This is a genomic window from Streptomyces chattanoogensis, assembly GCF_001294335.1.
Classification (GTDB): domain Bacteria; phylum Actinomycetota; class Actinomycetes; order Streptomycetales; family Streptomycetaceae; genus Streptomyces; species Streptomyces chattanoogensis.
Window position 1 is genome coordinate 1 of record NZ_LGKG01000158.1, and the last position, 18,948, is coordinate 18,948.

Consider the following 18,948-nt stretch of genomic DNA (forward strand, 5'->3'; position numbering starts at 1 on the left):
AACTCCCCCTCACCCCCAACGGCAAACTCGACCCCCACCAACTCCCCCCACCACAAACAACACCGGAGCGAGGGGAAGCACCACATGGAGGTACCGAGTCGACGCCCGGGACGGAGCGGGCGGACGGCGGCGGGGAGGCCGAGGGTGATCACGCGGTGATGCGGATGAGCCGTATATGGCAGCAGGCGATCGGGCTGCCGGTCGGCCCCGACGACAACTTCTTCGAGGTCGGCGGCAACTCCCTGCTGGCCGTGCGGCTCAATGCCGCCCTCCGGCAGGACGGATTCGTCGGCGTACAACTGCGGGACATCTTCCGTCACCCGACGCCACGGCGCCTGGTCGCGGTCGCCGAGTCCCGTACTCCCACCACATCAGGCTGACCAGCGCCCTTCCACCGGCGTTCGGTCACACGTAAGAGACACAAACGAGGAGAAGACATGGGGGAGTTCGACAACGCGGTAGCAGTGGTGGGCCTCGCCGTCCGGGTACCGGGAGCCGCCGACGCGGAAGCGTTCTGGCAGATGATCAACGACGGTACGGTGGGTCTGCCGGCGGCGCGGACGGACGGCGAAAGCGCGGAACACCGCTTGCGCGCCGGGCAGATCGACCGCTTCGCCGAGTTCGACGCGGAGCTGTTCGGCGTGCTGCCGGCCCACGCCGCCGCCACCGACCCGCAGCACCGCGTCCTGACCGAGCTGGCCTGGCAGGCCCTGGAGGACGCCGGGCTCGACACCCAGCGGTCCGACAGCCGCGTCGGTGTCTTCGCCGGCTGCGGCCCGGACACCTATCTCCACACGAACGTACTCAGCGACGAGCAGGTCACTCGGTCGCTGGGGCCGGAGCAGATCCAGCTCGGCAACTCCCGGGACTTCCTGGCGACCGCGCTCTCCTACCGGATGGGCTTCACCGGCCCGAGCATCACCGTCCAGACGGCCTGCTCGACCTCACTCGTCGCGGTCCACCAGGCGGTGCGCAGCCTGCTCACCTACGAGTGCGACATCGCCATCGCCGGTGGTGTGACGATTCACCCCACTGCGGACCCCGAGTACGTGTACACCGAGGGCGGCATCACCTCGCCGGACGGGCGGTGCCGCGCCTTCACCGAGGGCAGCCGGGGCACGGTTCCCTCGAGCGGGGCCGGCGTCGTGGTCCTGCGGCGTGCCGCCGACCTGGATGACGCCGGCCACAGCACCCGTGCCCTCATCGTCGGCAGCGCCGTCAACAACGACGGCGCCGAACGGATGAGCCTGGTCGCCCCGAGCCCGCGCGGGCAGGCCGAGGTCATCGAGGAAGCCCTCGCTACGGCCGGCCTCTCGGCCGCGGACATCGCCCTCGTCGAGACGCACGGCACCGGAACCGGCCTCGGCGATCAGGTGGAGCTCGCCGCTCTCGCCGAGGTCTACGGATCCGCGGTGGAAGCCGAACCCTGTGCTCTCACCGCGGTCAAAGCGAACATCGGGCACTGCGACACCGCGGCCGGGGTGATCGGCCTGATCAAGACCGTGCTCGCGCTGGACGAGGGGGTCATCGCGCCGACGCCGTCCCAGCCCGGTGACGGCCCCGACGTGGACCTCGGCTCCCGCCGCTTCTTCCTCCCTCGCCGGGCGGCCCCGTGGGCGCCCGGCAGGCCGCGACGGGCAGCCGTCAGCTCCTTCGGCCTGGGCGGCACCAACGCGCATGTGGTGCTGGCCGCGGCGGAGCGTGCGCCGGCGATTCCCGCGCCGGCCGGAAGCGGGGTCGCGGTGCTCTCCGCCGCCGATGGGCGGGCGCTGTCCGAACAGGCGCGACGGCTGGCCGACTGGCTCGACGGCCCGGGCGCCCGGGTCCCGGTCGCCGACGTCCTGGGGACGTTGTGGCACGGCCGGCGGCAGCTTCGTCACCGCTGGGCCACCGCTCTCCCGGCGCAGGAGAGCGCGGCGCGCGCCCTGTTGCGGGCGAAGCTCAAGGAGGCGAGCGGGCCCGGAGCCGGTACGGCAGGCTCCGAGCAGCCGGTCACTGCCGTGCTGCTGCCGGGGCAGGGTGTGGCGTTGGCCGGTGTCGGCGAAAAACTCCGTACCGTGGACGCGGAGTTCGCGGCCGATCTGGCCATGCTGCGCGAGGCGGTGCGCCGGGCCGGCGGGCCCGACCTGCGATCTTCCGGAGCGTGGACCGCAGACGACCCCCGCCTGCTCGACACCTCGGTCGTGCAACCGCTGCTCTTCACGCTCGGCCTCGCGGCACTGCGTCTGCTGGAGCGGCGCGGCGTACGGCCTGGGGTTCTGTTGGGACACAGCGTCGGTGAGCTGACCGCGGCCGCCCATGCGGGGGTGTTCGCCGTCGAGGACGCGGCGGCCGCCGTGGTCCGCCGCGGCCGGCTGATGGCCGACGCTCCCGCCGGGGCGATGCTGGCGGTGCAGGCCGGGGAGAGCGTGGCCCTCGAGATCGCCGACGGACTGCCGCTCGACGTGTGCGGTCTCAACGCGCCGGACAACACGGTGCTCGGCGGCGAACCCCACGCGGTGGCCACGCTGGAGGCGCGCTGCCGCGAGAAGGGCATCACCGCGACGCGGCTGGCCACTTCGCGCGCATTCCACTCCCGGGCGATGGTGCAGGCCGCCGAATCCTTCACGGAGTTCCTGCGGAACGTTCCGCTGGCGAAGCCGGAGCTGTCCGTGATCTCCAACCTCACCGGCCACGAGCTGGCTCCCGGTCAGGCCACTGATCCGGCCTACTGGGGTGAGCAGTTGCGGAGCACGGTCCGGCTGGACGATGCGATGCGCACCCTGACCGATGCCGCGCCGTCGGTGGTCCTCGGACTGCACCGGGGCCGGACGATGACGAACCTGTTGCGGCAGACAGCGCGCCGGGCCGGCCGGTCACCACTGGTGACGGACCTGTTCGGCACCCAGGAGTCGGGCGAGGCCCTCGCCTGTGAAGACGCGATGGCCCAGCTTTGGACCGCCGGCTGCACAGTCCGGTTCGGCATGGCACGCCCCGCCCGCCCCGCGGCCCTTCCCACCTATCCGTTCGCGCCGGACCGGCACTGGATCGACGCCGTCGAGCGCATCCCACCCACCGACGCGGTACCCCGCCGGAACACCGACAGAAACCCCCGCCCGGGCGCACCGGCAGAGGCCACGGCGGGGGAGCCCGGTGCGGCCCCCGGCGCGGGGGTGGGGGAGACGGTCGCCGAGGTGTGGCAGCACACCTTCGGCGGCGCCCCGCTCCGCCCCGACGACAACTTCTTCACGCTCGGCGGCACCTCGTTGCAGGCGGCGCACCTCGTCACCGTGATCAACGACAAACTCCTCCTGGACACCCGCCTGCAGGACCTCTATCAGTTCTCCTCGCTGGGCGAATTCACCGGACGCATCGAGCAGCTCACCTCCGACCGTGACGACGAGGAGCTGCTGCGACTGCTCGACGAGCTCGAAGCAGAGAACGGAACCCCGGACCATGAGTGACCTCGCAGGACGCCTGTCCGCGCTCAGCCCGGAGCAGCGCCGCCGACTGGCACAGGGCATGCGCCGGCGCGGTGCACACGCCGCTTCGGCGGACTCCGCACCGGGTCCGGCGGGGGCCCCGGCCCGGCAGAGCCTCTACTTCTTCGCCAGCGCCGACGCGATGCCGGCCCGGGAGTACTACTCCCTCGTGCTGGACGCCGCCGCAATGGCCGACGCCGCAGGCCTGCACGCCATCTGGCTGCCCGAACGCCATTTCGTGGACTTCGGCGGATTTTCACCCAATCCCGCTGTGCTGGGTGCCGCCGTGGCCGCGCGCACCGATCAGTTGCGCATCCGAGCCGGAAGTGTCGCCGCGCCGCTCCAGCACCCGGCACGTATCGCGGAGGACTGGGCCCTGGTCGACAACCTGTCCGGTGGCCGGGCGGGCATCTCGTTCGCCAGCGGCTGGCACCCGGACGACTTCGTGCTCGCCCGGGAGGACTACGAGGACCGGCGGGCGGTCACCGCCCGCACGATCGAGCAGGTCAGGAGCCACTGGCGCGGGGACACCCTCGGGTACCCCACGACGGCCGGCGGCGAGGCGCAGGTCCGCACCCAGCCGCGCCCGGTGCAGCCCGACCTTCCGGTGTGGCTCACCGCGGCCGGCAACCCGGCCACCTTCACCCAGGCGGCCCGGGCGGGATACGGCGTCATGACCGCGCTCCTCGGCCAGACGATGCCGGCGCTGCGCGAGAACATCGCCCGATACCGGCAGGCCTGGCAGGGGGCGGGACACCGCGGCAACGGCGATGTGGTGGTCATGGTCCACGCGCATGTCAGCGACCGCCCGGACTGCGAGGACTTCCTGCGTCCGGCCATGCACGGCTACCTGCGGGCCTTCCGCAGCCAGACGGCCGCCTCCACCGCGGACGAAGAAGTCCTGCTGGAGAGCGCCTACCTGGATTTTCTGCACGGCCCGTCCCTTCTGGGCTCCCCGGCCAAGGCCTCCTCCGTCCTTGCCGAGCTGGCCGACGCGGGAGCCGACGAGGTCGGCTTCCTCGTCGACTTCGGCCTGCCGGCCGCCGCCATCCTCGCCGCCTTGCCGGCGCTGCTGGCACTGTCCCCGGCCGACCCTCCGCGCGGCCCGGACGGCGCCCCGGAATCCACTCGCCACGTCGACGAGGAAGAAGCCCCGGCATGACCTTGGACAGGAAAGCCGTCGCGGCCCGGCTGGCGCGGCTCGACCCTGCGCAACGCGCGGCCTTGGCGGCCAAGATGGCGTCCGCGCGTACCGGCCCGCCGCTGCGTGCGCGGTCCGGCCCGCGCGAGCGCTTCCCACTGGGCATGGACCAGGAACGGCTGTGGATCCTGGACCAGCTGGATCCCGGCAGCATCACGTACACCCTCGGCTTCGGCCTGCGTTTCCATGGCGAATTCGACCTGGCGGCGTTCACCGAGGCCGCCCACGCGGTGGTGCGTCGGCATGAACTGCTGCGCTGCGGGGTCGAGACAGAGGACGGCACCCCGTATCTGCGCGTGCACCCGGACCGGACGGCGGACATCACCTTCGCCGATCTCGCGGACGGTCCCAGCGCCGAGAGGGAGGACCGCCGCGCCGCCTTCATCGAACGGCAGGTACAGCGCCCGTTCGACCTCTCGGCCGACCCCGTGCTCCGGCTGGGCATCGCCGATCTGGGCGGCGGCGACTACCAGGTCGTCGAGACGATGCCGCACTCGTTCACCGACCAGTGGTCCTACGTCCGGCTGAACCGCGAACTCCTGGAGCACTACCGGGCGATCAAGGAGAACACCACACCTCACGTACCGGACCTGCCTGTACAGTTCGGGGACTTCGCCCAATGGCAGAGGGAGTACTTCGCCGGGCCCCGAGGCGCCGAGCACCGCACCTTCTGGCGGGAGTATCTGGCGGACGTGCCCGGCAGGCTGCCGCTCCCGTACGACGGCACGCCCAACAGCTCCGACCACGCGGGCCGACAGTACAATTTCATCCTCGACCAAGACGTCGCTGCAGCGTTCCTCGCCAAGGCCCGTGAGGCGAGGACCACTTCCGCCACGGCCATGGTCGCAGCCTATGTCGCGCTGCTGCACGAGGAGACCGGCGAGCGTGACATCGTCGTCGGGGTCCCCAGCGTGACACGGGGGCAGGCGGTCACCGAGGACCTCGTGGGGTTCTTGCTCACCAACGTGCCCATCAGGGTCCGGCTGCCCCGGAACCCGACGCCCGATCAGGTGCTTGCGGCCACCATCGAGGCTTCCACCGCCGTTGCCGAGCACCGCGAAGTGCCCTTCAGCGAAATCGTCGAGGCGGCCGCTCCCGACCGCACCTCCACGCGCTATCCGCTGCTGCAGACCATGCTGGTGCAGCTGACCCTCGACGACACGGTGTTCTTCACCGTGCCCGGTGCCGACATCTACGCCAACGCGGTCCCCGAAGGCATCTCTTCCATGGACCTGACCGTGGCCTGGTGGCAGGTGGGCGAGGTGGTGTACGGACGCATCGAGTACCGCACCGCCGTCTTCCGGGACGCCACCATCGAGCGCATGGCCGGCCGGCTCCTGCAGTTGGTGGCCCGCTTCGTCGACGCGCCCGGAACCCCACTGCGGGTACGCCGGGTCCGAGGCGGCGACGCCCCGCAGTCGGTGTTCGCCCCGGCCGTGCACACCTCCTCTTCGGCCCCAGGCGACCTGGGGAAGGTCGCCGAGGTGTGGCGCGCGGTGCTGGGGCTGCCGCGGGCGGACGCCGGCGACGTCTTTTTCGAAGTGGGCGGCACCTCCCTGCTCGCTGTGCGCCTGGCACACCAGCTCAGGGCGGCCGGCTTCACCGTCACGCTCAAGGACGTCTTCACACACCCCACCCTCGGGCAGCTGGCCGAGGCATTGCTCAGCCGGACGGGTACGGTGCCGGCGGCCCGGACACCGGAGCCCGTCGGGCCTCTCGGCCCCGAGCAGGAACTGCTCTTCGAGGCGGGGCTGGAGAAGGTGGAGCTATGGGCGCACAGCTATGTGCTGGACGCCACCGAGCCGCTGGAGGCCGAACGGCTGCGCGCCGCTGTGGACGCCGTGCTCGCTGCCCACCCGACACTGTCCACGATCTTCACCACCACGGGCACCGCCCGCACGGCACACCCCGGCAACCGATACCGCTGGCGGTTGGAAGAGCCCGACGCGGCGCCTCACGAGGTGGCCGCCGCGCAGCGCGCCGAGCTCGACGCCGCAACGGGCCTGCAGTTCGCGGTGAGCCTGATCCCGGACGGCCCCGGACGGCTGGTGCTCAGCGCCTCCCATCTGGTCATCGACGGCCTCTCGTGGGGCGTGGTGATATCCGATCTGGCGCGTGCGTACCGGGGTCTGCCCCTGGAGGCCGAGCGAACCGGCTACCTGGAGTACGCGGCGGCACTCCGCCGGATCGACCCGGCACCACAAGCCGCTTACTGGCGTGCGCAGCTCGCCGCCGTACGGCCGCTGAGCTGGACATCCGGTCGGCCGAACCTGCATGGCAGCGAGGTGCACTTCGAGGTGACGGTGCCGTGCGGCACCCGTCGCCGCTCCCTGGAGGCGGAGTCCGTCACCGCCGTGGCGCGGGCGCTGCGGCCGTACTCCCCGGACGTGGTGCTGTCGGTGATGGGGCTGGGGCGTGAGCCGCTGCCCGCGCTGCCGGACTTCGACCCCGGCCGTGCGGTGGGCTACTACTCCTCCGCATACCCCCTGCATGTGCCGCTGACCGGTGGCGGGCCACTGGACGATCTCGCGGCGGTCGACGAGGCGCTGCGCGCGGTACCCGACGGCGGCAAGCCGTTCGCCCTGCTGCTGTGCTCGGCGGACGCCGAGCTGCGCGCGGAGTTCGCCGCCCTGGCACTGCCACGGGTCGTGGTGAACTACGTCGGCACCCTCACGGATCCGGGCGAGGGCTCCGCCGGCCTCTTCGCCGTCTCGGGCGAAATCGCGGCCCAGGGAAATGAACTGACGGAGAGTCAGGTGGATGTGGATGTCGCTGTCGGGATCCGCGGCGACCAGGTGGTGATGCGCTGGCTCTACAGCCCGGACACGGTCCCTGAGCACGCTGTCCGGGAGGCCGCAGCGCAGGCTGCGCGCGACCTCGACGCCCTGCTGCGGCCGGCTCCGGCGGAGACGGTTCCCGGTCGGCTGGGCGTGACGGAGCAGGGCATGGACGAGCTCTTCGCCCGGCTCGGACAGACCCGAGGGGGAAGCAAGTGACCGGTACGGCCGATCCGGCAGCCGCGCGGCCGGCACTCCGACGGGCTCCGCTGACGGTCCTGCTCGTCGCCCAGTACCTCTCGTCGTTCGGCAACGCCGTCACCATTGTGACGATTCCGCTCTACGTCCTGGGCAAGACCGGCAGCGCCGTCGAGACCGGCCTCGCCGGCTTCGCCAACTCGCTGCCGCTGATCTTCGCGGGGGCCTTTGGCGGGGTCCTGATCGACCGGGTCGGCGGACGCCGTATGAGTGTGCTCTCCGACCTGCTGGCGGGCCTGATCATAGGCCTGATCCCGCTCCTGGACGAGACCACCGGCCTGCCGACGCCTGCCCTGCTGTGCATGCTGTTCGGGCGGACGGTCGTCGCGACGCCGGCCACCGCCGCGCGGCTGAGCATGATCAAGCCGCTGGCCGAGGCCGCCGGCGTACGACTGGAGAACGCCAACTCCTGGTACCAGGCGGCACCACGGCTCGGTCTGGTGGCCGGCGCCCCCCTCGCCGGTCTCCTCGTCGCCGTCAGCGGGTCGGTGACCGGTATGTACGTCGATGCCGCGAGCTTCCTCATCGCCTCGGCCCTGATCGCCTTCGCGGTGCCCCGCGCGCCCGCCCGCCCGGCCGGTCCGTCTGTCGGCTTCGGGCGGCAGTTGACGGAGGGCCTGGCCCTCGTCAAGACGATGCCCGTCATCGGAGCGATGACCGCATTCGTCTTCGTCACCAACTTCCTCGACGACGCGTTCACCCCTCTGATGCTGCCGGTCTACACCCGCGAGGTGCTCGGCAACGGCGAATCGCTGGGCTGGCTGCTCGCCGCGTCGGGCTGCGGAGCCATCGCCGGCACCTTCCTCTACGGGCCGGCCAGCCGGCGGTTCCTCAGCAACCGCAGACTCACCCTGCTGGGGTGCTTCGCGGTCATTGCGGCGCTGCGTCTGCTGTTCGTGGCCCAGCCGGGCCTGCCGGTGATGCTCGCCCTCACCTTCCTGTCCGGGCTCGCGGCAGGACCGCTCAATCCGGTGCTGAGCACCGTCATGCTGGAGCGGGTGCCGGAGGACCTGCGCGGCCGGGTCTTCGGACTGACCGGAGCCGTGGGGATGGGTGCCGCGCCCCTGGGGATCCTGGCTGCCGGATGGGCTGTCGAATACGGCGGTCTACGGATCGCGATGGCCTGCTTCGGCCTGGCCTACGTCGTGCTGATCCTCCTCTCGCTGCGCAGCCGCGCGCTCAAGGAGATGGATGCTCCCGTCGTGCCCGGCCCCGACCAGGAAAAGGTTCCTTCCCATGACTGACACCGCAGAGCCGACGGCTGCAGCACCGGGGCGCTTGGACGGCAAGGTCACGGTCATCACCGGTGCGGCCCGTGGCGTCGGCCGGAGCTGTGCGCTGGCCTTCGCCGCCGAGGGATCCGACCTCATGCTCGTCGACGTCGACGGTGAGGTGCCCGGCGTCCCCTACCCGTTGAGCACGGTGAGCCAGCTCGATCACACCGCCGAGATGTGCCGCAGGGAAGGCGTCGAAGTGCTCACCGCCACCGCTGATGTGCGGGACCTGTCCGCGCTGGAAGAGGTCCGGGATGTGGTCCTCAGCCGGTACGGAAAGGTGGATGCGCTGATCAACAGCGCCGGCATCGTCGCGCCGTCGGGGAGTCCCGTGCACGAGACCACCGAGGCGGAGTGGGAACTGCTGCTGAACGTCGATCTGAGCGGAGCGTGGCGGACGACGAAGCTCTTCGCACCGCTCATGGCGGAGCGCCGGTCCGGCAGCATCGTGAACATCGCCTCCACCGCGGGACTGGTCGGCTACCGCTACTTCGCCGGCTACGTCGCGGCGAAACACGGGCTGATCGGGCTGACGAAGGCCAGCGCGCTCGACTACGCGCCGATGCGGGTACGGGTGAACGCCGTCTGCCCCGGAAACATCCGTGACGACCCCGAGATGGAAGGGCGCATGCTGTCCGAGGTCGCCCGTGCCCTGGACCTGCTGGCCGACGGCCATCAGGAGCTCTTCACCGAGCAGCAGCCCATGAACACCCTGACCGATCCCGCGGACGTGGCCGCCGCCGCGCTCTGGCTGGCGTGCGACGCGTCGCGGCATGTCACAGGCACGGCGATACCCGTCGACGCCGGATACACGGTGCGTTGATGACCGACCCACAGCATTCCTGGCAGCAGGCCTCATCTCCTGAGCGGCAATTCTGGTTCGCCGAACAGATCGCCCCCGGTTCTCGCGCGAACTGCGCGGTCGGACACATCCGCATGGACGGGCCGCTGAACCTGCCGGCCCTGACAGCCGCGACGCATACCGTGGTGCTGCGGCACGAGGCCCTGCGCACCGCGTTCGTGCAGAACGGACGGGAGCTGCGTCGGCACGTCCTGGCCGCTCCGCCCGTCCGGCCGCCGGTGGTGCTGCCGGCCGGCACCGGCTTCGCCCAAGCCGCCGAGCTGCTGCTGGCGAACCGGTTCGACATCGGTGCCGGGGATGTCCACCGCACCGCAGTCGCCCCGGACGAGGACGGCGCCGCGTTCTTTCTGGCGGTACATCATGTCGCCTTCGACGGCCTGTCACACGAGATCTACACCCAGGACCTGGCCCGTGCCTACGCGTGCGAAACCGGCGCGGCCGACCGCGCCGCGCCGCCCGTACGCCGCTCGGCACCTGTGTCACCGGACGCGGCACGGCACGCGGAACTGCGCGCACACTGGCTCCAGGCACTGGCCGACGTCCCCGACCTCCCCGCCGGCGGCCGGGACATGAGCCAGCGCGACCTCGCCAGGGCGACGGTGGCCGAGCGCCGTACGGTGCTGTCGGCCGCGACCGTGGCGGCCCTGCGTGAACGGGCACGGCAGCACGCGGTCTCCGCCTTCGGCCTGGTGCTCGCCGCGTACGGTCAGGCCCTGTCGGAACTGACGGGCGCGGACGACTTCTGCGTCGGCACACCGGTCTCCGTCCGGTCGGCGGGCGATGAGGACGAAGTGGGCTGTGTGCTCAACACGGTGCCCGTTCGCCTCCGGGGCCTGGCGGGGCCTGACGTCATCGAACGGGTCTGGGCGGCCGTGGTCGACGGGCTGGTCAACCTGGACCTGCCGTGCGACGAGATCATCCGGGTGTGCCGGCCGCACCGTACCCGCAGGATGCCGCTCTTCCAGGCGCTCTTCGCCTTCCAGAGCTGGCCACGCACCGTCCACTCGGCGGGCGCTGCCCGCTTCCGGACCGTTCCCGTCCAGCCGGTGGGCAGCCAGGCCGAGATCCAGATGCAGGTGCACGAGACCGGCGAGGACACCTTCGAAGGAGTGCTGCAGGCCCCGGAGTCCGGCAGTTGGGCGGACCGGCTCGACGCTTTCCTGCGCTCCTTCCACCACCATCTCGACCTGCTGCTGACCGAACCGCCCAAGGAGAGCCCACGATGACGAAGATGATGTGCCTGCCCTATGCCGGGGCGGGCGCTGGGGTCTACCGGCCTTGGCAGCGCCTGAGCTCGCCCCGCCTCGAAGCGGTCCCGATCCAGCTCCCGGGACGCGAGGAGGAGTTCACCGAACCCTTCTACACCTCGGTATCCGAGGCCGTCGAGCGGACCACCGCACGGATCCGCACGGCGGCCGGCAGCGACCGGTTCGTGCTCTTCGGCCACAGCTTCGGGGCGGTGCTCGCTTTCGAGGTCACACAGCATCTGCTGGCCATCGGCGGCCCCCTCCCGGAGCACGTGATCGTCAGCGGCGCGGTCAGCCCTCGCCGACGCCGGCAGCTCAAGGTGTCGGACGTCGACGACGAGCAGGCGGTCAACGACGTGCAAGCCATGACCGGGCGGTCGGTCGAAGCTCTGCACCACCCCGAACTCAGGTCGTTGTTGCTGCCCGTCATGCGTGCCGACGTCCGCCTGCTGAGCAATTACGTCCCCACGACGTCGGAACCGCTGCCTATGCCGCTCACCGCGATGCGCGGCCGCGAGGACCACAGCGTGCCGGTGCCGGACTGGCTGGACTGGGCAGCCTTCGCCGCCGGCCCCTTCGAGGCGGTCGAGATGGCCGGCGGCCACATGTACCTCACCGACGACTGGCCACTGATCTGGAAGACCGTCGAGGAACTGCTGTGAACACGTACCTGAGCGCATCACCCCTCGAGGGGCGGCAGGGGGACCAGCGTCGACTGCTGGACCACGGGTCGGCACTGCTCAGCCGCACCGACCCGGTACTCGCCGAGCTCCTCGACGACGAAGTGGCCCGGCAGCGCACGACGCTGGCGATGGTCGCCTCGGCGAGCGTCGCCCACCCCTCCGTACTGGCGGCAGCGGGCTCGGCCCTGTCGAACGTGACGGCCGAGGGCTACCCGGGCGCCCGCTACCACCCCGGTGCGGTGTGGTTCGACGAGATCGAGCGCCTGGCTGTCGAGCGAGCCAAGTCCGCCTTCGGCGCGCGCTACGCGAACGTCCAGCCGCACTCCTGCTCGTCGGCCAACATCAGCGTACTGACGAGCCTGCTCGCCCCCGGCGGTGTGCTGCTCGGACTGGATCTCGACTCCGGGGGACACCTCACCCATGGATCTGCCGCGTCCATGACGGGGCATCACTTCACCGCCGTGCACTACGGACTGGACGAAGCCGGGCTGATCGACTACGACGCGGCGGCCGAACTCGCCCGTGCCCACCGGCCCACCGTGATCATCGCGGGAGCCAGTGCCTATCCGCGCACCATCGACTTCCAGCGCTTCCGTGCGATCGCGGACTCGGTCGGCGCCTACCTGGTGGCGGACATCTCCCATATCGCCGGCCTCGTCGTCACGGGTGAGCACCCCAGCCCGATCGATCTGGCCCACATCACGACCACCAGCACGTACAAGCAGCTCGGCGGTCCGCGCGGCGGTCTGATCCTGATGGGACGCGAGCACGACACGCCCGGCCCGGACGGCCGCAGCACGCTGGCCCAGCTCATGCAGCGCGGCGTTTTCCCCCGCTCGCAAGGCACCCCCGATCCCGCCGCGATCGCCGCCAAGGCCCGCGCCCTGGGCCTCGTCGTCCAGCCGGAGTTCAAGCAGGCCGCCCGGCGCATCGTGGACAACGCACAGGCGCTTGCTGCGGCGCTCTCGGCCGCCGGCCACCAGGTGCTCACCGACGGCACTGACAACCACATGGTGCTGCTGGACCTTCTGGGCCGTGGCATGAGCGGAGTGGTCGCGGAGCGCGCTCTGGAGGAGTGCGGCATCCTCGCCAACCGCAACCGCATCCCCGGCGACACCAGGCCGCCCCTGGTGACCAGCGGCCTCCGACTCGGCACCAACATCCTCGCGCAGCGCGGCATGGGGGCATCAGAGATGGCGCACTGCGCCCGCTTGCTCGACAAGGTGCTGACCGCCACCTCGCCGGTCAGCGACACGCGATACCGGCTGCCGCGCGAAGTACGCGACCAGGTGCGCGCCGCAGTGGCGCAGCTGTGTGCCGCCTTTCCCCTGCCCTGTCACGACCCGAGTGCAGTCCCCGCCGAGACGAGGAGAGTGCTGTGAGCAAGAGCCCGATCGAGAGCAGCACACCGGCCGTACCGGTGCTGATGCCGGCCGACCGGCCCCGGGGCCGGACCGCGCCACGCTGCGACGCGGTCGAAGCGGTGACGTTCTCCGCTCTGGTGTCGGAGGCGCTGGAGGGGCTGGCGAAGGCAGCGGAGAGCGATCCGGCCACCGTGCTCCACGCGGGGTTGGTCGCACTGCTGCACCGCTACACGGGGCGGGAACTGCTCCCCGTCGCGCATCTCGCCGACGCCGCGCCGAAGGGGGCCGCCGTCGAAGCCGCCGTTCCGGACGGAGCCACCCTGCGGGACCTCCTGCGGTACGGCGCTCCGGCCCCTGGCCTCGCCGGCCACGACGTCCCCGCAGTGGCGTTCGCGGTCGGGCCGGGGGGCGCCGGGGAGAATGCACCGTACGAACTCCTGCTGCGCGTCCGGAACTGGGACGGGCCGATGAGCGTCGAACTGCACTACGACTCCGGCCTGTTCGATCCGGAGACGGCCCGGCGCTTCCTGAGCCACTACCGCACCCTCCTCGAAGCGGGACTGGAGCGTTCCGACGCCCCCGTGGCCTCGCTCCGGCTCCTTCCACCCGAGGAAGAGACGCGCCTGCTGGTCGAGTGGAACGACACCGCGGCCGGCCTGCCGTACGAGGTATGTCTGCACCGCGCGTTCGAGGACAGGGCTGCCGAAACCCCCGACACCCCGGCTGTGATCCACAGCACCGGCAGCTTGTCCTTCCACGAGACCAACAGCGCCGCCAACCGTCTCGCCCACCACCTGCGCGCACTGGGGGTCGGCCCGGAAAGCCGTGTCGGACTGTGTATGGAGCGTTCGCCGGAACTGCTCGTGGCGGTCCTGGCGGTCCTCAAGGCGGGTGGCGCCTATGTGCCCCTGGACCCCGAGTACCCGGCACAGCGGCTGGCCACCATGGTGCAGAGCGCACGGTGTTCGGTGATGATCAGCCGGAGCGGACTGAGCGGCGCCCTGCCGGCCTCCGGTATCGAAACCGTTCTCGTGGACAGGGACGCGGAGCTGATCGCCGACCGTCCGGAGGGTAACCCGGAGGGCGGCGCGCAGCCCGACGACCTCTGCTACGTGATCTTCACCTCGGGCTCCACCGGTACGCCCAAACCCATCGCGCTGCGCCACCGGGGTGTGGCCAACAACCTGGCCGACCTGAATTCACGCTACGGCATCGGCGCCGGCGACCGCGTGCTGGGCCTGTCCTCCCCGAGCTTCGACATGTCCGTCTACGAGATGCTGGGCATGACGACCGCCGGCGGCACCCTCGTCCTGCCCCACGGCGACCGCGCCAAGGACCCCGCCCACTGGGCCGAGCTCGTTGCCGCGCACCACATCACCGTGTGGAACTCCGCACCGGCACTGCTCGAACTGCTGGTCTCCCGTCTCGAGGAGGGCGGGGCGCAGCCGGTCGGGAGTCTGCGCCTGGCCATGCTCGGCGGAGACTGGATACCGGTCCCCCTGCCCGACCGGATCCGCCGGCTTGCTCCGCGCCTGCGGTTCATCGCCCTCGGCGGGGCCACCGAGGCATCCATCCACTCGACCCTCTTCGAGGTCACCGAGACCCAGCCGGACTGGACGAGCATCCCGTACGGCGTGCCGATGGCCAACCAGCGGACCTACATCCTCGACGAGGAGCGCCGTCCCGTTCCCATCGGTGTGCCCGGCGAGCTGTACCTGGCCGGGATCGGTCTGGCCCGCGAGTACCTCGGCGAGCCGGAGCGCACCAGCGAGCGGTTCACCGAGTGGTCCCACGGCCCGGTGACCGGCGAGCGCGTCTACCGCACCGGCGACCTCGCCCGCTACCGGCCCGACGGAGTGATCGAACTGCTCGGGCGGCTGGACTTCCAGGTCAAGATCCGGGGCCTGCGCGTCGAACTCGGGGAGATCGAGGCCGTCCTGCGGACACATCCTGCCGTACGGCAGTCGGTGGTCACCGCACGCACCGACGCCACGACGGGCGACCGGCACCTGGCCGGCTACGTGACCCTGAAGGACGGAGTCGTCCTGGCGGACGGCGAACTCCGCTCCTACGCCGGGGAGTTCCTCGCCTCCTACATGCTGCCCAGCACCATCGTCGTGCTTGAGGAGCTGCCACTCAGCGCCAACGGGAAGCTCGACCGCAGGGCGCTGCCCGACCCCGCTCCCACTGCCGACGCCACCGATGACGACGCTCCGCGCGACGTCTGGGAGGAACACGTCGCACGGGTGTGGCAGGAGGTCCTGGGCCTCGATTCGGTCGGGCGTGACGCTGACTTCTTCGCCCTGGGCGGCGACTCGATGAAGGCCATCCGGAGCATGCCGAAAATCTCGCCGGCGCTGAAGTGGGCGGAGCTCTACCGCAACCCGACGGTCAAGGCTCTCGCCGCCCACCTGCGCGTCATCACCAAGGACACCCCGCCGACAAGCGCGCCCTCGGACGAGGCGACGGCCCGGACGACATGAGGAGTAATCAACCAATGGCATCGCCCACGCTGTACGGCCGGTTCCGTTCCACCGTGAGCCGCCACCCCGACGAAGTGGCCCTGGACGTTCAGGACCATGTGCTGACGTACGCCCAGCTCGACCGGGTGGTCTGCCGGCTCGCCGACATGATGGCAACAGAGCACCGCGCCCGGCCCGCCCGGGTGGGGCTGCTGGCCTCGCGCAGTCTGCCTGCCTATGCGGGATACCTGGCGGCGCTGCGCCTCGGCGCCGCCGTGGTGCCGATGAATCCCAAGGCACCGCTGTCCCGCAACGTAGGCATCGCCGAGGCAACCGGTCTCGATTTCATCGTCGCCGATGAGGCGGCGGCGCAGCAGGCCAAGGAGCTGTCCGCGGCGGCGGAGCCGACCGCAATGGCCCTCACCGAGGCGGTGCTCGCCGGCCTGTGCGACCCCCATGAGGGACCGGAGCCCCGGGAGCCGGCCGCGGCGGCCGGCGCGGATGACATCGCGTACATCATGTTCACCTCCGGTTCCACCGGGCGGCCGCGCGGTGTACCGGTCAAGCACCGGAACATCCTGGCCATGGCGGACTGGAAGATCCAGCGGTTTGGATTCGGTCCTGGCAGTCGGTTCTCCCAGACGAGCGAGCTGACTTTCGACTGCTCCGTCGACGAGATATTCGTCGCCTGGGTCTCCGGCGGAGCCCTGGTCGTACCGCAGCGCGGCGATATCGTCCGGCCGGTCGACTACGTCAACAGGAAGCAGCTCACACACTGGTTCTCGGTGCCGTCGGTTACCGGGATAGCAGGCCGGACCGGAGCTCTGACACCCGGGTCCACACCCTCGCTGACCTGCATCCTCTTCGGTGGCGAGCGGCTGATGCCGGAACACGTCGAGCTGTGGGCCAAGGCTGCGCCGCACAGCGAGGTGCACAACACCTATGGCCCGACCGAGCTGTCGGTCATGTGTTCCTCGGCCCCTGTGGCGAAGAACGGTCAGCTGCGCGAACCGGCGTCGGACGGGGCCATGCCCATCGGCCGGATCCTTCCGCATCTCGACCATGTCGTCCTGGAGGACGGCCGGACGGCAGAGGTCGGTGAACTGTGTGTCCGCGGGCCCCAGCGCTTCGACGGCTATCTCGACCCGGCGGACAATGCCGGCCGCTTTCTGGAGTGGGAGCCCGGCAAGCCCGCCGTGCCGTACGACGGCAGCACCCCTCTGACCGACCTGCACTGGTACCGCACCGGCGACCGGGTGCGGATCGAGGACGGCGAGCTGGTCTTCGTCGGCCGTCTGGACGACCAGATCAAGATCCGTGGGCATCGCGTGGAACTCGGCGAGATCGAGGCCGCACTGCGCAGCCACCCGGACATCGACGAGGCGGCGGTCGTCACCTACCAAACCGAGCTGGGAACGGGCCTCGCCGCCTACTACACGGGGCGTGAGCTGCCCTCCCGCGATCTGACGGCCTTCATGCGTGACCGGCTGCCGCTCTACATGCTCCCCAATCGCTTCGTCCACCAGCGTGCGCTGCCGCTCAACGCGAACGGCAAGATCGACCGGAAGAGCCTGGCCGCCGGTTCCTGACGACTACAACGAAGGATGTACCCATGCTTATCTGTGGTCTCAAGCTCACGCACGACGGAGCAGTGGCGCTGCTCGACGGCAACCGGTTGGTCTTCAGTGTCGAGGTGGAGAAGCTGGACAACGGCCTGCGCTACAGCGAGGTCGCCGATCTCTCGGTCGTGCCGCGCCTGTTGGCCGACTTCGGCTACCAGGTCTCCGATGTCGACGAGTGGGTGATCGACGGCTGGGACGGGGCGGTCAAGGGCCACACCGCCCTCGCCGACCACGGGACGCCCGTCGCGCTCGACCTCGCCCCCTATCGGGAGAACGACGAGATCACCGACCTTCTGCAGGTTGGTCACCGAGCCCAGTTCCCCCTCAACGGGGAGAGGCTGGACTATACGAGCTATGTGCATGCGACCGGTCATCTGGCGAGCGCCTATGCGTCCAGTCCCTTCGCAGGGCAAGGCCGTTCGGCCTTCGTCCTGGTCTGGGACGGCGGAATGTTCCCCCGGCTGTACTTCGTGGATCCGGAACGCGGCATAGAGAACGGGGGACCGGTCTTCCCCCTCATCGGACACGCCTACGCGACCGCCGCTCACCACTTCGGCCCCTTCCGGCGCACCGACGACTCCCGGACCGTGGACGATCTGTCGGTCGCCGGCAAGCTCATGGCGTACATCGCCCTGGGCAAGGTTCTCCCGGACATCGTCCAGACCTTCAAGGAATCGTTCGAGGAGTGCTTCGAGGGGCCCGGCCCGCGGGCGGCGGAGTACCGTGCGCAGATCGGCGGCTGGGGCAGCAACGCCGAGCCGTCACTGTCCCATGTCCACGACTTCTACCGCGACGTCAGCGTCCGGCTGGACGGAAAGGGGTACTCCGACGAGGACGTGCTGGCCTCCCTGCACCAGTTCCTGGAAGACCTGCTGGTCGACCGGGTGGCCGCCAAGGTCCGGGAGTGGAAGGGAGAAGGGCCCTGGAACCTGTGCTTCGTCGGCGGCTGTGCGCTGAACATCAAGTGGAACAGTGCCCTGCGCGCCCACCCGTCGTTCGCCTCCGTATGGGTGCCCCCCTTCCCCAATGACTCCGGTTCCGCTATCGGCGCCGCCACCGCCCGCCTCATGGCCACCGCAGGGATCCAGGGCATCGACTGGCACCCCCGTCGCGGCCCGGCGGTCGTCGCCTCGGAACCCCTGCCCGGGTGGACGGCGGCGCCATGCGGCCCCGAGGAGTTGGCCCGGCTTCTGCACGAGACCGGCCGGCCGGTCGTCGTGGTCAACGGACGAGCCGAGCTCGGCCCCCGCGCGCTCGGCGGCCGCAGCATCCTGGCGGCGGCGGTGGACCCGGCGATGAAAGACCTGCTCAACGAGGTCAAGGGACGGGAGAGCTACCGGCCGGTGGCGCCGATCTGCCTCACGGAAGAGGCCCCGGAGATCTTCGACCCCGGCACCCCCGATCCCCACATGCTCTTCGACCACATGGTGCGCGCGTCGTGGACGGACCGGATTCCTGCCGTACTGCACCTCGACGGCACTGCGCGGCTCCAGACGGTTTCCCGCGAGGACGACCCGGCGCTGGAGACCGTGCTGCGGGAGTACCACCGCCTGAGCGGCATTCCTGTGTTGTGCAACACCAGCGCCAACCACAACGGGCGCGGGTTCTTCCCCGATGTCGCCTCGGTCATGGCCTGGGGCCGGATCGGTCAGGTGTGGAGCGAGAACGTCCTCTACACCCAGCAGGATTCCGCCCCGCGAAACTGAGCCGTGCCACCCGGAGCGCGGGTGGGACGTA

The 18,948-nt window shown here is 70.7% G+C and carries 12 protein-coding genes; all 12 read left to right on the top strand.

The genetic code is table 11. The features are described from left to right. On the top strand, positions 1-380 hold a 380-nt coding region (locus ADL29_RS44655; protein ID WP_245689669.1), incomplete at its 5' end, for a phosphopantetheine-binding protein. A gap of 57 nt (positions 381-437) precedes the next feature. Beyond that, positions 438-3,443, top strand: a complete 3,006-nt coding sequence (locus ADL29_RS28300) for a type I polyketide synthase (RefSeq protein WP_053926415.1) — start codon at positions 438-440, stop codon at positions 3,441-3,443. Continuing rightward, positions 3,436-4,623: a MupA/Atu3671 family FMN-dependent luciferase-like monooxygenase gene (locus ADL29_RS28305; protein WP_053926416.1), complete on the top strand. Its 1,188-nt coding sequence runs from the start codon at positions 3,436-3,438 to the stop codon at positions 4,621-4,623. Before ADL29_RS28300 ends, ADL29_RS28305 begins: the two co-directional genes overlap by 8 nt. Continuing rightward, positions 4,620-7,658 (top strand): condensation domain-containing protein, encoded by a 3,039-nt coding sequence (locus tag ADL29_RS28310; RefSeq protein WP_053926417.1) that lies wholly within the window; start codon positions 4,620-4,622, stop codon positions 7,656-7,658. Before ADL29_RS28305 ends, ADL29_RS28310 begins: the two co-directional genes overlap by 4 nt. Continuing rightward, complete coding sequence (locus ADL29_RS28315) at positions 7,655-8,941, top strand: MFS transporter (protein ID WP_053926418.1); 1,287 nt, start codon at positions 7,655-7,657, stop codon at positions 8,939-8,941. Before ADL29_RS28310 ends, ADL29_RS28315 begins: the two co-directional genes overlap by 4 nt. Then, complete coding sequence (locus tag ADL29_RS28320) at positions 8,934-9,794, top strand: SDR family oxidoreductase (protein ID WP_053926419.1); 861 nt, start codon at positions 8,934-8,936, stop codon at positions 9,792-9,794. Before ADL29_RS28315 ends, ADL29_RS28320 begins: the two co-directional genes overlap by 8 nt. Beyond that, positions 9,794-11,059: a condensation domain-containing protein gene (locus tag ADL29_RS28325; RefSeq protein ID WP_053926420.1), complete on the top strand. Its 1,266-nt coding sequence runs from the start codon at positions 9,794-9,796 to the stop codon at positions 11,057-11,059. The genes ADL29_RS28320 and ADL29_RS28325 overlap by 1 nt, the downstream gene beginning before the upstream one ends. Further along, positions 11,056-11,742 carry a thioesterase II family protein gene (locus ADL29_RS28330; RefSeq protein ID WP_053926421.1) on the top strand — a complete coding sequence of 229 codons (687 nt, stop codon included), beginning with the start codon at positions 11,056-11,058 and terminating at the stop codon, positions 11,740-11,742. The genes ADL29_RS28325 and ADL29_RS28330 overlap by 4 nt, the downstream gene beginning before the upstream one ends. Beyond that, positions 11,739-13,145, top strand: coding sequence for a serine hydroxymethyltransferase (locus ADL29_RS28335; RefSeq protein WP_245689670.1), 1,407 nt, complete (start codon positions 11,739-11,741; stop codon positions 13,143-13,145). Before ADL29_RS28330 ends, ADL29_RS28335 begins: the two co-directional genes overlap by 4 nt. Continuing rightward, entirely contained in the window at positions 13,142-15,610 is a 2,469-nt protein-coding gene (locus ADL29_RS28340; RefSeq protein WP_053926422.1) for a non-ribosomal peptide synthetase, read from the top strand. The genes ADL29_RS28335 and ADL29_RS28340 overlap by 4 nt, the downstream gene beginning before the upstream one ends. Positions 15,611-15,624: 14 nt before the next feature. After that, the gene (locus ADL29_RS28345; protein ID WP_053926423.1) at positions 15,625-17,178 is read left to right on the top strand and encodes an amino acid adenylation domain-containing protein; all 1,554 of its coding nucleotides are present in this window, start codon (positions 15,625-15,627) and stop codon (positions 17,176-17,178) included. A 23-nt stretch (positions 17,179-17,201) separates the two neighbouring features. After that, complete coding sequence (locus ADL29_RS28350; protein WP_053926424.1) at positions 17,202-18,917, top strand: carbamoyltransferase N-terminal domain-containing protein; 1,716 nt, start codon at positions 17,202-17,204, stop codon at positions 18,915-18,917. The last annotated feature ends 31 nt before the right edge of the window (positions 18,918-18,948 follow it).